Annotated in this window: 14 protein-coding genes; 2 read left to right on the top strand and 12 right to left on the bottom strand. The window is 64.2% G+C overall.

From position 1 onward, the window contains the following. Positions 1 to 7 precede the first annotated feature (7 nt). Positions 8 to 2,083, top strand: coding sequence for a TRAP transporter permease (locus IVA78_RS33275; protein WP_247276928.1), 2,076 nt, complete (start codon positions 8 to 10; stop codon positions 2,081 to 2,083). 21 nt (positions 2,084 to 2,104) lie between these two features. Beyond that, positions 2,105 to 3,952, top strand: coding sequence for a glutaminase A (glsA, locus tag IVA78_RS33270; protein WP_247276927.1), 1,848 nt, complete (start codon positions 2,105 to 2,107; stop codon positions 3,950 to 3,952). Between the two features lie 54 nt (positions 3,953 to 4,006). Here glsA and IVA78_RS33265 read toward each other — a convergent pair whose 3' ends face one another. The 12 genes from IVA78_RS33265 to IVA78_RS33210 form a co-directional block, all read right to left on the bottom strand. After that, entirely contained in the window at positions 4,007 to 4,309 is a 303-nt protein-coding gene (locus IVA78_RS33265) for a nucleoside triphosphate pyrophosphohydrolase family protein (protein WP_247276979.1), read from the bottom strand. A 25-nt stretch (positions 4,310 to 4,334) separates the two neighbouring features. After that, positions 4,335 to 4,862, bottom strand: a complete 528-nt coding sequence (locus IVA78_RS33260) for a carboxymuconolactone decarboxylase family protein (RefSeq protein ID WP_247276926.1) — start codon at positions 4,860 to 4,862, stop codon at positions 4,335 to 4,337. A gap of 617 nt (positions 4,863 to 5,479) precedes the next feature. Next, on the bottom strand, positions 5,480 to 5,839 hold the full coding sequence (locus IVA78_RS33255) for an OB-fold domain-containing protein (RefSeq protein ID WP_247276925.1): 360 nt from the start codon (positions 5,837 to 5,839) through the stop codon (positions 5,480 to 5,482). Continuing rightward, positions 5,836 to 6,972 carry a thiolase family protein gene (locus IVA78_RS33250; protein ID WP_247276924.1) on the bottom strand — a complete coding sequence of 379 codons (1,137 nt, stop codon included), beginning with the start codon at positions 6,970 to 6,972 and terminating at the stop codon, positions 5,836 to 5,838. Before IVA78_RS33250 ends, IVA78_RS33255 begins: the two co-directional genes overlap by 4 nt. Positions 6,973 to 7,101: 129 nt before the next feature. Continuing rightward, positions 7,102 to 8,301 carry a CoA transferase gene (locus IVA78_RS33245; RefSeq protein ID WP_247276923.1) on the bottom strand — a complete coding sequence of 400 codons (1,200 nt, stop codon included), beginning with the start codon at positions 8,299 to 8,301 and terminating at the stop codon, positions 7,102 to 7,104. A gap of 122 nt (positions 8,302 to 8,423) precedes the next feature. Then, a complete protein-coding gene (locus IVA78_RS33240; protein ID WP_247276922.1) occupies positions 8,424 to 8,630 on the bottom strand; it encodes a hypothetical protein in 207 nt (68 codons plus the stop codon). Positions 8,631 to 8,751: 121 nt separating this feature from the next. Then, the gene (locus tag IVA78_RS33235; protein ID WP_247276921.1) at positions 8,752 to 9,921 is read right to left on the bottom strand and encodes an acetyl-CoA acetyltransferase; all 1,170 of its coding nucleotides are present in this window, start codon (positions 9,919 to 9,921) and stop codon (positions 8,752 to 8,754) included. A gap of 59 nt (positions 9,922 to 9,980) precedes the next feature. Then, complete coding sequence (gene eda, locus IVA78_RS33230; RefSeq protein WP_247276920.1) at positions 9,981 to 10,631, bottom strand: bifunctional 4-hydroxy-2-oxoglutarate aldolase/2-dehydro-3-deoxy-phosphogluconate aldolase; 651 nt, start codon at positions 10,629 to 10,631, stop codon at positions 9,981 to 9,983. A gap of 16 nt (positions 10,632 to 10,647) precedes the next feature. Beyond that, positions 10,648 to 11,634, bottom strand: a complete 987-nt coding sequence (locus IVA78_RS33225; RefSeq protein WP_247276978.1) for a sugar kinase — start codon at positions 11,632 to 11,634, stop codon at positions 10,648 to 10,650. Between the two features lie 23 nt (positions 11,635 to 11,657). After that, positions 11,658 to 12,644 carry a D-erythronate dehydrogenase gene (gene denD, locus IVA78_RS33220; RefSeq protein ID WP_247469449.1) on the bottom strand — a complete coding sequence of 329 codons (987 nt, stop codon included), beginning with the start codon at positions 12,642 to 12,644 and terminating at the stop codon, positions 11,658 to 11,660. A 64-nt stretch (positions 12,645 to 12,708) separates the two neighbouring features. Continuing rightward, complete coding sequence (locus tag IVA78_RS33215) at positions 12,709 to 13,644, bottom strand: carbohydrate ABC transporter permease (protein WP_247276918.1); 936 nt, start codon at positions 13,642 to 13,644, stop codon at positions 12,709 to 12,711. Beyond that, positions 13,637 to 14,590 (bottom strand): sugar ABC transporter permease, encoded by a 954-nt coding sequence (locus IVA78_RS33210; RefSeq protein ID WP_247276917.1) that lies wholly within the window; start codon positions 14,588 to 14,590, stop codon positions 13,637 to 13,639. Before IVA78_RS33210 ends, IVA78_RS33215 begins: the two co-directional genes overlap by 8 nt. Positions 14,591 to 14,594 lie beyond the last annotated feature (4 nt).

The following is a 14,594-nucleotide window of genomic DNA, read 5'->3' as shown; positions in this document are numbered from 1 at the left end:
CAGGATCATGTCTTCTACTTCAGTCTCCACCGGCCCGCAGGACGAGGCCAAGCGGATCGTGTTCGACGATCCGCACGGCGCCGCCGCCAACATGCAGGAGGCGGAGGTCACGCGCGTGCGCACGTTGCGCGGCGCCTGGCGCTGGACGTTGGTGGTCGCGACGGCGGCAACCATCCTGCTCTGCATCAACCAGCAATTCTCGCTGCGCTTCTTCGTCGGCTACACCCAGCTCAACACCGAATACTTCTATCTTCTGATAGCGTTGATGCTGCCGTTCACCTTCTTGATCTTCCCTGGGACTGAACGCGCGCCGCTCGACCGGATTCCCTGGTACGATCTCGTCTTGTTCGTCGCGACCTTCGCGGCGGCGCTGATGCTAATGTCGAACGTACGCAAGGCGGCTGAGGCCGGCTGGGAGTTCGGCGGCGCGCCTAACGGCGTGATCGCGGCGGGCCTCGTGATGTGGGTGATGCTGATGGAGGCGCTGCGCCGCACCGGCGGCTGGAGCCTGCTGCTGAGCGTCCTGCCCTTCACCGTCTATCCGCTGTTCGCCGAGGCCGGCTGGCTCGGCCCGTTCCGCGGCACACAATCGACGCTCGAGCAAGCAACCGCCTACCACGTGCTCTCCGGCGAGAGCCTGCTCGGCATTCCCATTCAGGCTTTCGCCGACACCGTGATCGGCTTCCTGGTGTTCGGCACGGCGCTGATGATGACGGGGGCCGGAAAGTTCTTCATCAATCTCGCCTTCGCACTGTGCGGCACCTTCCGCGGCGGGGCGGCGAAAGTCTGCATCTTTGCCAGCGGCCTCCTCGGCATGATGTCGGGCTCCATCATCTCCAACGTGCTCACCGCCGGCACCATGACCATTCCTGTCATGAAGAAGAGCGGTTTTCGCGCGTCCTATGCCGGTGCGATCGAGGCCTGCGCCTCGACCGGCGCGGTGCTGGCGCCGCCGGTAATGGGCGCGACCGCCTTCGTGATCGCGCAGTTCCTTAATGTCAGCTACGCCGATGTCGCGATCGCCGCGATCATTCCGGCGACGCTCTACTACATCGGCCTGTTCATGCAGGTCGACGCCTACGCCGCGCGCCACGGGCTGAAGGGGATTCCGCGCGCCGAGCTGCCCCGCATCATGGATACGATCAGGGAGGGCTGGTATTACGTCTTCGTCATCGCACTTTTGATCGTGATGCTGCTCTACTTCAAGCGCGAGAGCCACGCGCCGTTTTACGCCACCGCGCTACTGCTGGTGCTCAACCAATTCTTCTCCAAGGACACGCGCTGGACGTTTGCGACCATCGGCAAGTTCCTCGAGATCAACGGCCGCACCTTCGTCGAGCTGGTCGGCATCCTCGCCGGCTGCGGCCTGCTGATCGGCGCGTTCTCGATGACCGGTGTGGTGTCGAGCCTTGCCAACGACCTCCTGCACATTGCCGGCGACAATGCTTTCCTGCTGCTCGGCATGTGCGCGCTCACCAGCCTGATCCTCGGCCTCGGCCTGACGACGACGGCCTGCTACATCTTCCTCGCCATCCTGGTCGCGCCCGCGCTGGAGAAGCTCGGGCTCAATCGCATGGCCGTGCACATGTTCATCTTCTATTGGGGCATGCTGTCGTCGATCACGCCGCCGGTCGCCATCGCCTCGTTCGCGGCCGCAGGCATCGCCGGCTCGCCGGCGATGAAGACCGGGTGGGAATCGATGTGGGTCGGCAGCATCATTTACTTCATCCCCTTCTTCTTCGTGCTCAATCCGGCGCTGGTGCTGCAAGGGCCAAGCCCATACCTCGCCGGCCTCGGCCTGATGGGGCTTGCCGCGTTCGGCACGCTGTTCATCTGCGGCGGCATCCAGGGCTACCAGCCCTTCGTCGGCGACCTTCGCGGCGCCGGCGCGCTGGAATGGCCGATCCGTGTCCTGCTGGTGATCGGCGGCTTCGTGGTCGCGACGCCCGGCGGCGGGATCATGCCGCTGTCGCAGATGCAGGTGACGCTGCTTGGCCTTGCGATCCTCGTGCCCACGACTTTGCTCGCGCTTCTCCTGGTTCGCCGGCATACCATCGTGCCGGACGGGTTGCGCGCGCCCTGATTGCGTTGCACAAGTGAGGCGATGAAGCCGCACTCGCCCGCCGCCTCCGCCTGGACCCGCTCGAAACCGCCCTTGCTGCGGTTTCTGAACAATTGCCTCAACGAATTCTCTGCCGACACCTCAGGCAGCGTTGCCGACTACATCCCCGAGCTGGGCAAGGCCGACCCTGCCCATTTCGGCATCAGCCTCGCGACGCTGGACGGGCATGTCTACGAAGTCGGCGACAGCCGGGTGCCCTTCACCATCCAGTCGATGTCAAAACCGTTCGTGTTCGCGCTGGCGCTGGACCTTTTGGGAGCAGGCAAGGTCGAAAGCGCGATCGGCGTCGAACCTTCCGGCGATCCCTTCAACTCGATCCGGCTCAATTCGGAGAACCATCCGTTCAACCCGATGGTCAATGCCGGCGCAATCGCCTGCACGGGGCTGATCTACGACAGCAAGGGCGCGGGCGCTTTCGAGCAGATCCGCCTTGCGCTCAGCCGTTTCGCCGGACGCGATCTCGCTCTCGATGAGGCCGTCTATGCTTCGGAAAGCCAGACCGGCGACCGCAACCGGGCCATCGGCTACCTCCTCAAGACCAACGCCGTGATCTCCGACAACGTCGCGGCCGTGCTCGACGTCTATTTCCGGCAATGCGCCGTTCTGGTCACGGCGCGCGACATCGCGGTGATGGCGGCCACGCTCGCCAATCGCGGCATCAATCCGGTCACCGGCGAGCAGGTGCTGACGCCCTACGCAATCTCGCGTACGCTCTCCGTGATGACCTCCTCGGGCATGTACGATTATGCCGGCGAATGGATCTACCGGATCGGCATTCCCGCCAAAAGCGGTGTCGGCGGCGGCATCCTCGCCGCACTCCCTGCCCGGCTCGGCCTCGGCAGCTATTCGCCCAAGCTCGACAAGCACGGCAACAGCGTGCGCGGCATCAAGGTTTGCGAGGCGCTGTCCTCGCATTACGATCTGCACATGCTCAACCGCAGCGACGACGCACGCAACGCCGTCATCGCTGATTACGACATCGGCAGGAGCCCGTCGCGACGCGTGCGCCGGCCCCAGGAGCGCGAGATTCTTTCCGCGCATGAGCAGGAGGTGCGGGTCATCGAGCTGGTCGGAACACTGTCGCTGTCGGCCGTCGACTACGTCTCGCGCCGGCTTGCAGGCCGTCCGCGGCCGCAATTCGTGATCTTCGATCTGCATCGCGTCCCCTCCACTACGCGCGCCGGAGCGCGGCTAATCGCCGAAACGTTCGAAGAGCTCGCCGCACTCAACGTCACGGTGGTGCTGTCGGGCGTCAGGCGCGCCTCCAAGGAATGGGACAGCTTGCGGGAATGGACGGCGGAGCTGAAGAACGTCCGCGACTTCTACCTGCTCGACACCGCGATCGAATGGGCCGAAGACCAGATCGTCTACCGCTATGGCGGCTCGATCGACTTCCACGAGACCACCGAGCTTACCGAGCAGCCGCTGCTCGCGGGGCTGAGCGAGGACGAGCTGAGCGATCTCGCCGCAATCTGCACCGTCAGGACTTATCCGTCCGGCGCCAAAATCGTCACGACCGGCGATCCCGCCGATGCCGTGTTCTTCCTCCGCAGCGGCGCGGTCCACGTCACGCTGCCCGATGGCGTCAGGCTGGCAACGCTCACCGCAGGCATGGCCTTTGGTGAGATGGCGCTGCTGGAAGCAACGCGGTCCGCCGACGTATTCGCCGACATGGCGGCGACCGCGTTCGAGGTGGCCTTGAAGGATTTCGAGCGCTTCCGCGAGCAGCACCCGCACGCCAGCGAGCGCATCATGCGCAATCTGGCGCAGCTATTGGCCGACCGCCTGATCGTGGCGAACGCGAAGGTGGATATTTTGACGTCGACGTAGCGCTGGGCGCGGTTCTTCACCTCTCCGCGACGGGGAGAGGTGATCCGAACCGGCTCAGCGGCTCGCGGCCTCGCTTAGGCGCCGGTTGATCCTGGCTGCGCTCGCCTTGAGCACGTCGGATGGCTGCTGGCCTGTGGCCGCACACAGGCAAGCCCAGTAGTAGACGACATCGCCGAGTTCATCGACGAGACCCGCCTGATCCAGCCAGCCGTCGCGGAGCAGCTTCTTGATGTGATCGGCGACCTCGCCGGCTTCGCCGGCAAGGCCGAGGCCGAGATAGGACAGCCGCTCGTTGGACGGATGCTCTTCGACTTTCCCAATGCGCGCGGCCCAAGCCGCATATTCATCGATCGTCATCGGCATCCCTCGCCGCTCCTAAGGATCAGCCCACCACTTCCGTGACCGGCTGAAGATCGATCTCGAAGGTTTCCAAAAACTTTGATGTCATGATGTAGAAGCCGACCGAGAGCTGGAGCTCGATCAGCGCGGCCGGTGTCAGCTTCGACGCGATCGCCTTGAAGGTCGCGTCCGTCGGTTTGTTCGATTTCACGATCTCGTCGGTGAACGCGAGCGCGGCGCGCTGCACCTCGTTGAAGCAACTCGCGGCCTGCCAATTCTCAAGCGCCTCGTTCTGCTCGTCGGTGACCCCGACATTCTTGCCGATGCGCTTGTGCGCTACGATCTCGTAGGGCGCCTCGCACAGAATGCCGGTGCGTGTGATTGCAAGCTCGCGCACCACCGGATCGAGCTCACCTTTGTGGCGGATGGCGCCTCCCAAGCGGCAATACTGCTCGAAATAGCTCGGTGAGTGCGCCATCATGCGGAAAATGTTGGCGTTGCGATTCTTGTCGAGGATTTCGCGGGTGCGGTCGGAGGCCTTGGACGGGTCGCTGTAATTGATGCGGGCCATGATTTTCCTGAAGTCTTCTCGGAGATTTTGATGCTTTTTGTCGTTGCCGGCGAGAGCTCCCCGAAACTCTATTCTTGCGCTGACGCAGGAGCAACATCATCGAGTCAAATTGCCGCCGCATTGCTGATCAACCTTGACACAGTCGATATTCGCCGCGTGGGGACAGATCGCGGCGGATACTCGTAAGTGGGGTGTTCCGAGTAAAACAATTGGCCGTCGGGTGCGCAAGCCGCGCAACGATGAGTCACGCCCAAGTCTAGGGAGAAAAAGGCATGAAGGAAGCCACCAAGGGGGCGGCCTCGGGAGCGCTCGCGCATATGCTGGCCGTGACGGCCATGCTCGTCATCGCCAGCATCTTGTTCTACGGGCGTTAGAGCATGATCCGGAAAATTGTAGCGGTTTTCCCTCGCGACAAGCGCGGAACGCGTTTTCGCGGAGATCATGCTCAAACAATAACCTAAGGCGCGATGACGATTTATCCTAATCTCATCGCGCTTTAGTTGGAGGTTTAGAGTTTTCGTCATTCCGGGGTGGCGCCTCGCACAGCGCCAGGCCCAGAATCCCGTTCCAGGCCCGGTCCTTTGGACCGCCCCCGAATGACGAATCCCGCTTCTCTCTCACGCCTCTTTGGTGAAGAACGGCACGAGCTTTCCGGCAAAGAGCCTGAAGCTCGCGGTGACAGAATCGCCGATGGCCAGCCCGGTCTCGCCGTGCGCCATCAGGCGAAAACCCTCATCGCAATCGACCAGCAGGATGTTGTAGGGCACGTGCGCGCGCGTCTCCGGCGTCGCAGCGCGGCAGACCAGCGAGATCGCGTAGACCCTGCCCTTGCCGCTGGCGCGCTCTTCGTGCGGATCGGACACGCCGCAAGCGGCGCAGAAGGCGCGGTGGAAATACTGCACATGGCGGCAGGCGGCGCAGGTTTGATAGGTGATAGCCTGTTCGCCCTTGGTCCAATCGCCCAGACGCTCGCTCATCGCACCCGCTCCAGGAACATGCTTACATGGGACGACAGCACGCCGCCGTCGCCGTGCAAGAGCGCGATTGAGGCATCGCGCACCTGCCGATTCGCCGCCCGTCCCGTCATCTGCAGATGCGTCTCGACCAGATGCGCCATGGCGCCCCCGACGCCGCAATGGCCATAGCTGAGCAGGCCGCCATGGGTGTTCAGCGGCATCGCGCCATCACGGTTGAAATGGCCTGATCGTACACGGGCCGCAGCCTCGCCGCGGCCGGCGAGGCCGAGGTCCTCCAGCAGCATCGCGAGCGTGATCGTAAAGCTGTCGTAGATGGCGGCGTAGCGCACGTCCGAGATCGCAAGGCCCGTCGCCTCCTTGGCGCGCGCGATCGATATTTCCGCGCCGAGTTCGCTGAGGCCGGGTGCGGCCGTGACATGCTGATGGGTGTGGGCCTGCGCGCAGCCACGGATGCGCACGCCCGCCTCCCCGGTCCGCTCGCCGCTAACGATGAATGCAGCGCCGCCGTCGGACACCGGACAGCAGTCGAGCAGCTTCAGCGGCATCGCCACCGGTTTCGAGGCCATAACGTCGGCGACCGTGATGGGATCATGGAATTGCGCGCCAGGATGGGTGCACGCATGCTTACGCATCAGCACCGCGAACTCGGCGAGATCCTCTTCGGTCACGCTGTATTCGTGCATATAGCGGGTGGCGACCAGCCCATAATAGGCGGGAATGGTCGGGCCAAGCGGCACCTCGTAATCGGGATGGCCGACCTGCGCCAGCGCCTGGATCGAGGCGTCGCGGCTCTGGCCCGTAAGGCGGTTCTCGCCGGCGACCACGAGCACGTGGCGCGCGAGGCCCGCCTCGACGAGGTGATGTGCGAGCATCGTCATCGCGAGACCCGTGGCGCCGCCAACCTGAACGGCGTGGGCGTAAGCGGGGCGGATGCCAAAATGCTCGGCGAAGACGGTCGCTAGCATGATGTGCGGCGAGACGGTGGAGTAGCCGCAGAGGATGCCGTCGATCTCGGCGCGCTTCAGCCCGGCATCGTCGAGCGCAGCTTGCGCAGCCTTGCTCATCAGGTCGAGCGAGGATGCACCTTCGTGCTTGCCGTAAGGCGTGAGGCCGACGCCGGTGATGAAGCTCATGGGTCTCACTTTTCCTCTTCGTTATTCCGGGGCGATCCGAAGGGCCGAACCCGGAAGCTCGAGGATCCGGGTTCTCGCTTCGCGAGCCCCGGAATGACGGATGAGAGAGCCGTGGTCATCGTCGTTTCCCTACTCCGGCGCCGATCCGGTGACGCCATCGCGGATCATGGCAGCGATCTCGTCGGCGGAATAACCGATCTCGCGCAAAATTTCCGCGCCATGCTCGTTGAGCCGCGGCGCGAGCCGAACCGGCACCGCCTCGGTCTCCGACCAGGTGGCCGTCACCTTCATGCTGCGGATCGGCCCCTCGGTCGGATGGTTCACGACCGGGAAGAAATTCGTCGCTTCCAGATGTGGATCGTGCAGGATCGATGCGAGGTCGTGCATCGGCATCACCGGCACGTCGGCCTTGGTCAGCAGGTCGATCCATTCGGCCGTGCTGCGCGTCTCAAAAATGCGCGCGAGCTCGGCATAGACGACGTCGATATTGGCAGCGCGGCCGGCGAAGGTTGCGAATTTAGGATCGGCGCGTAGATCGGCGCGCCCCGTCGCGTCAAAGAAGTTCTCCCACTGCTTGTCGTTGTAGACGATGACGCTGAGATAGCCGTCTGAAGTCTTGTAAGGCCTACGGTCGCGCGAGAGATGGCGGGCGTAGCCGCCCTTGTCGAGCGGCGGCTCATAGGTGAGCCCGCCCATGTGATCGCCCATGACGAACCCGGCCATGGTTTCAAACATCGGGATGTCAACGCGCTGGCCGCGGCCGGTGCGGTCGCGATGCACGAGGCTGGCGCAGATCGCGCCCACCGCGGTGAGGCCGACGATGCGATCGACCAGCGCGTTGGGCACGTAGCGCGGGACGCCGTCGCCGGTCTGCGCCATCAGCGCCGGCAGCCCGGTCGCTCCCTGAATCAGATCGTCATAGGCGGGTTTTGCGGCATAGGGCCCGTCCTGGCCGAAGCCGAAAACGCCGGCATAGACGAGACGTGGATTGATCTCGGAAACGACATCGTAGCCGAGCTGAAGCCGCGCCATCGCCTGCGGCCGGACATTGTAGACGAGAACGTCGGCGCCCCGAAGCAACCGCAGCACGGCATCGCGCCCCGCAGGCTTCTTCAGATCGAGGCAGATCGAGCGCTTGCTGCGGTTGGTGTTGAGGAACACCGGGCCCATGCCGGCGTGCCGCATCGGGCCGATCAGCCGGGTGACGTCCCCGTCGAGCGATTCCACCTTGACGACGTCGGCGCCGTAGTCGCCGAGCATCTGGGTTGCATAAGGCCCCATCAGCACGGTGGTCATGTCGATGACCTTGATGCCCTTCAGCGGCCCCATCGCTTGCTCCCCATTGCCCAGGGCTCAAACGCCCTGCGATGTCGGTTCAGCTAACGGCAGCGCCGTCGCTCGCGCAAGGGCAACCGGCGTATGGCGGCATGCATCCGCGGCGATATCGCCCGCTATTTTTTCTGGCGGGATTCGCGGATCTTGATGAGACGGTCGAGTTCGTCGTTCTGCTGATTGATGCGGTCGGCGATCCGCGACTCGTTCTGCTCACCCGAGGCGGCAGCGGCCTGCTCGATGAGCTGGCGGATATTGTCCTCGAGGATCGCGATGCGATGGTTCAGTGCGTCCATCGACAGCGAGTCTTCGTAGTCATTGCTCATGATGCATTTCCCGCAAAGTCAATCAGGAGCCGTAGGGTGGGCAAAGCGTAGCATGCCCACCATCATCTAGCGCAAGAAAGCAGGTGGGCGTAGGCGCCTTTGCCCACCTTCAGAACTGAGCTTACTTCAACGGCTCCAGCACGGAAACGTAATTGGCGACCGCCGCACCGCCCATGTTGAAGATCCCGCCGAGTTTTGGGTTCTTGAGCTGCATGCCCTCGGGCGCCTGTCCCGCGAGCTGCATCGCGGTCATTACATGCATGGAGACGCCGGTGGCCCCGATCGGATGGCCCTTGGCCTTCAGGCCGCCGGACGGATTGACCGGCAGCTTGCCGTCCTTCAGCGTCCAGCCCTCCTTGATCGCGCGAGCACCCTGCCCCTTCGGCGTCAGGCCCATCGCTTCGTACTCGATCAGCTCGGCGACCGTGAAACAGTCATGAGTCTCGACGAAGGAGAGATCGGAGAGCGTCACGCCCGCCTTTTCCAACGCGCGCTGCCAGGCGACGGTGCAGCCCTCGAACTGGAGGATGTCGCGCTTGCTCATCGGCAGGAAGTCCTGGGCGTGAGCGGTGGCGCGGAAGCCGATCGACTTGCTCATGGTCTTGGCGGTCTCGGCATCGGCCAGCACCAGCGCGGCGGCGCCGTCGGAGACCAGCGAGCAGTCGGTGCGCTTCAGGGGACCGGCGACATAGGGGTTCTTCTCGCTCTCGGCGCGGCAGAAGTCGAAGCCAAAATCCTTGCGCATCTGGGCGAAGGGGTTGGCGACGCCGTTCTTGTGGTTCTTGGCCGCGATCAGCGCCAGCGCATCCGACTGGTCGCCGTATGTCTGGAAATAGGAGCTGGCAATCTTGCCGAACACGCCGGCGAAGCCGCCGACCGTGTCGCCGTCCTCGGGCAGGTAAGACGCCTTGAGCAGGTTCTTGCCGATCTCGGGCCCCGGCGTGCGCGTCATCTGCTCGACGCCGACGACCAGCACGATCTTGGCGGCGCCTGCGGCAATCGCGCGCAAGGCCTGGTGCACGGCGGCCGAGCCGGTTGCGCAGGCGTTCTCGACGCGGGTCGCCGGCTTGAAGCGCAGCTTCGGGTCGGCCTGGAGCACCAGCGAGGCGGTGAAATCCTGCGGCGAGAAGCCGGCGTTGAAATGGCCGAGCACGATCTCGTCGACATCGCCAGCCGAAATGCCGGCATCCGCCAGCGCCTCGTTGGCGACGCGCGTGACGAGGCTTTCAACGGTTTCGGTATCGAACTTGCCGAACGGCGTATGCGCCCATCCGACGATGCTGGCGGTCATGGTCATTTCTCCCTGGGGCCTCTTCCTGAGCTAAGTCTTAGCCCAGGGATAGCAAGACTTCACGCGGCTTTCAGGGCCTTGAGGGTGCGCTGGCAGATGGCAGTTATGCCGGCCCAGTTCCCCGCCCGGATTTCGGCCGTCGGGCACAACCAGGAACCGCCAACAGCGACCACGTTGGGCTCGGCAAGCCAGGTCGCCGCATTGGCCTCACTGATGCCGCCGGTGGGGCAGAACCGCACGCTCGGGAACGGCCCGCCGAGGGCGCGAAGGCCCTTGATGCCGCCGGCCTGCTCGGCCGGGAAGAATTTGGCGACGTCGAAGCCATGGGCCAGCGCCATCATCAGCTCGGAGGCGGTCGCGATGCCCGGCGCGAACGGCAGGGCGCTGTCGGCAGCGGCCTTCAGGAGGTCGGGGGTCAAACCCGGGCTGATGCCGAACTTGACGCCGAGCTTCTCGACGCGGGTGAAGTCGGCCGGATTGAGAATTGTGCCAATGCCGACGAGCGCCTCGGGGACCTCAGACATCATCGCCCTCGCTGCCTCGATCGCAACAGGAGTGCGCAGGGTCACCTCCAGCGTGCGGACGCCGCCGGCAACCAGCGCACGCGCCAGCGGCACCGCATCCTGGATACGCTCGATGGTGAGGACGGGAATGACGGTCGCCGCCTTGAACAGCGCGACAAGGTGATTCTGTTGGGCACTCGTGGTCATCGTTGTGGTCGCTTCTTCACTTGGTCGCCTGGCGAGAGGCCGCCGGCCGGTGCCGCTTCTTCGGCGGCATGGCATAGCCCGGAATGATGGCGCCAGGATAGCAGATCACGAGGCTGGCGAGGCGATGCCCGGCCTGGGCGGCCTCGACCGGCTCCGAGCCGGCGAGCCGGGCGGCGATATAGGCCGCGGCAAAGCTGTCGCCGGCGGCCGTGGTGTCCACCACCGGCTTGGTCATGGGCTCGGCGCGGACCTCGTTGGTGCCGCCGGGAAAGCGCAGGAGGCTCACCGGCTCGGCGAGGCGGAATACCAGCTCCGGAGCAGGGATGCGGGCGATCAGCTGCTCGTGGCTTTCGCCAGGGTAGAGCGCGAGCAGGTCCTCGATCGAGGTCAGCACGATGTCGGCGGCCGCGAAGGCCGTGGCAAACACCTCGCGCGCGACATCGCGGCCCGGCCAGCCGCGCGCGCGAAAATTGGTGTCGAACACGAAGCGGGTGCCGAGCAGGCGCGCGCGCTTGATCGCCGCGAACAGGCGCTCGCGTCCGGGCGCGTCGTAGATCGAGAGCGTGATCGCGGAGAGATAGACGATGTCGTAGCTCATCAGCGAGTTGAGCAGCTCGTCGGTCTCCGGCAAATTCATCAGCTGCCGCGCCGCCGCGCTATCGCGCCAGTGGAAGAACTGGCGCTCGCCCTTTGCATCCAGCTGGATCATGTAGAGACCGGGCAGCTTGCCCGGCAACCGCACGACGCGCCGCGTACCGACGCCCTCGGTAGTCCAGGCTGCGACCATCTCATCGCTTAGGGCATCATCGCCGAGCGCGGTGAGATAGTCGACCTTCACCTCGAGCCGCGCCAAGTACACCGCCGTGTTCAGGGTGTCGCCGCCGAAGCCGCGCGAGTACAGGCCGCCGCCCTGCCCTTGCGCCGCGGACGATCCGGTCGAATGTCCGCCCTGGGCCTGCCGGAGCTCGACCATGCATTCGCCGATGCAAGCAACGCTCGCCATCATATGACCCGCTCAGTGCGCGATCAGGCGACGAAATTGCCGCCGAGCTCGTCTTCGATGTGAATGCGGATGATGTCGTCGAAATTCTTCTCGGCGGTGGTGAAGCCGAGCTCGCGCGCGCGCTTCGCATCGAAATTGCGCGGCCAGCCGCCGACGATGCCGACGATGAAGGGATCGGGCTCGCGCTTGATGCGCGCGGCGACCTTCTCGCCCGCAACGCGCTTCAAGGCCGCGATCTGCTCGCCGACTGTCGCGGACAGGCCCGGCATGGTCAGATTGCGGCGTGGGCCGACCGTGGCGAGATCCATGGTGCCGGCGTGGAGCAGGAAGCCGACCGCGGAGCGTGGCGTCGCGTGCCAGTGACGGACGTCCTCGGACACCGGGAGGATCGCTTCCTTGCCGGCGAGCGGCTCGCGCAGGATGTTGGAGAAGAAGCCCGATGCCGCCTTGTTCGGCAGGCCCGGGCGGATGCAGATGGTCGGCAGGCGGATGCCGATGCCGTCGAGGAAACCGCGGCGCGAATAGTCGGCGAGCAGGAGTTCGCCGATCGCCTTCTGGGTGCCGTAGCTGAGCAGCGGCGTGTGGAAGAATTCGTCGCCGATCGCATCGGGGAACGGCGCGCCGAACACCGCGATCGAGGACGTGAACACCACGCGCGGCTTGTAGCCACCGCCGACGAGGCGGATGGCATCGAGCAGCATCCGCGTGCCGTCGAGATTGATGCGGTAGCCCTTCTCGAAGTCGAGCTCGGCTTCGCCGGAGACGATCGCGGCAAGATGGAAGATCACATCGGGACGGCCGGCGATCAGCTTCTCGGCTGCGCCCGGCACGGCGAAATCGCCGGACACGGTCTCGACGGGGAAGCCGGCCCGCTCCGGCTTCTTCGGCTCGACCACGTCGTGCATGGACAATTTCGTGATGTCGCTCTTGCCGAGCCGGCCGTCGCGCAGCAGCCGTTCACAGAGTTTGCGGCCGACCATACCGGCGGCGCCCAGAACCAGAATGTGCAAGAGCCTACTCCTTCTTATTGGCCGGAGCGCGCCGCTCCCAACGCGTCCTCGGCAAGCCCCGCGATCATTCCTTCACGGCGCCGGTCATCGCCGACACATAATGCTCCACGAAGAAGGCGTAAAGGATGACGAGCGGCAGCGAGCCGGCCAATGCTCCCGCCATCAGCGAACCCCAGCGGTAGATGTCACCATCGACGAACTCGTTGACGATCGCGACCGGCACCGTCTTGTTGCTGGTCGACTGCAGGAACGTCAGGGCGTAAATGAACTCATTCCAGCACAGCGTGAAACAGAAGATGAAGGCCGAGATCAGGCCGGGGATTGCGAGCGGCACGACGATCTTGATCAGGATCTGCCAGCGGCTCGCTCCGTCGATCAGCGCGCATTCCTCGAGCTCGAATGGGATGGTCTTGAAATAGCCCATCAACAGCCAGGTCGAGAACGGGATCAGTATCGTCGGATAGGTCAGGATCAGCGCCAGCGGCGAGTCGAAAAGGCCGTACTGATACACGACGGTGGCGAGCGGAATGAACAGGATCGACGGCGGCACGAGATAGGCGAGGAAGATCAGCCCCCCGACGAGATTGGCACCCTTGTAGCGCAACCGCACGATCGCGTAGGCCGCGAACACCGATGCGATGATCGAGAGCACCGTGGCGCAGATCGCCACGTACATCGTGTTCCAGAGCCAGTACGGATAGTAGCTCTCGAACAGCAGCTTGTGGAAGTGCTTGAACGTCGGGTTCCAGGTCCAGAACGGATTGTACTTGTCAAGATCAAGCAGCTGCTCGTCGGGCTTCACCGAGGTCAGCGCCATCCAGTAGAACGGGAACAGGAGGACGACGACGATGATCGCAAGCGGCAGATAGAGCGTCACCAGCCGGCGCGGCACCGACTGCAGATAGCTCATGCCTTCGCTGTGATCATCCTTCGCGACTGTCGGCGCCGAGCCATGCAGCACGGCCTTGAGATCGATCCGCGAGGTGGGGAGATCAGTCATTGCTTTCCCCTTGCTGCCACTTGCGACGCTGCAAGCCGAACCAGGAAACCATGATCGCAGCGAGCAGGAATGGAATCATGGCGCTTGAGATCGCGGCCCCCTCGCCCAGTTGCCCGGCGATGATCGCGCGCTGATAGGACAAGGTTGCCATCAGGTGGGTGGCGTTGACCGGGCCGCCGCGAGTCATCGCCCAGATCAGCTGGAAGTCGGTGAAGGTGAAGAGCACGGAGAAGGTCATCACGACAGCGATGATCGGCGTCAGCAGCGGATAGGTGATGTACCGGAAATTCTGCCAACGCGTGGCACCGTCGAGCGTTGCTGCTTCATAGAGCGACGGCGAGACGGTCTGCAGGCCAGCGAGCAGCGTGATCGCCACGAACGGCACGCCGCGCCAGATATTGGCGAAGATCACGCAAATACGCGCCCAGGTCGTGTCGCCCAGGAAATTGATGTTCTGGCTGATCAGGCCGAGATGCTTCAGCGACCAGGAGATGATCGAGAATTGCGAGTCGAAGATCCACCAAAAGGCGAGTGCCGAGAGCACGGTCGGAACGATGAAGGGGATGAGCACCATCGCGCGCAGCATCGCCTTGAAGGGCATGTGCTCGTTGAGCAGCAGCGCCAGATAGAGTCCGACCGCGAATTTGAGAGCGCTGGCGACAAAGGTGTAGAGCAGCGTATTGAACACCGAGAGCCAGAAGATCGAATCGTCCCAGAGCCACTCGTAGTTCTCGGTGCCGATGAAGTGCCCGACCCTTCCGATACGCGTGTCCGTGAAGGACAGCCAGATGCCGAGCCCCAGCGGATAGGCCAGGAAGAAGATCAGGAACGCCATGGCCGGCACCATGAACCAGAAGCCGAGCCAATTTCGATTGTGTTTGAGCTGGGTCCAGGCGCTAGCCTCGCTCATCTGAGGCTTGGCCCGGGGAATTGCGACATCAGCCATGCCC

Origin of the sequence: Bradyrhizobium sp. 137 (assembly GCF_023074095.1) — a bacterium.
Classification (GTDB): Bacteria; Pseudomonadota; Alphaproteobacteria; order Rhizobiales; family Xanthobacteraceae; genus Bradyrhizobium.
The sequence above is the reverse complement of the archived record's forward strand: the minus strand, read 5'-3'. Positions and strand labels throughout refer to the sequence as shown.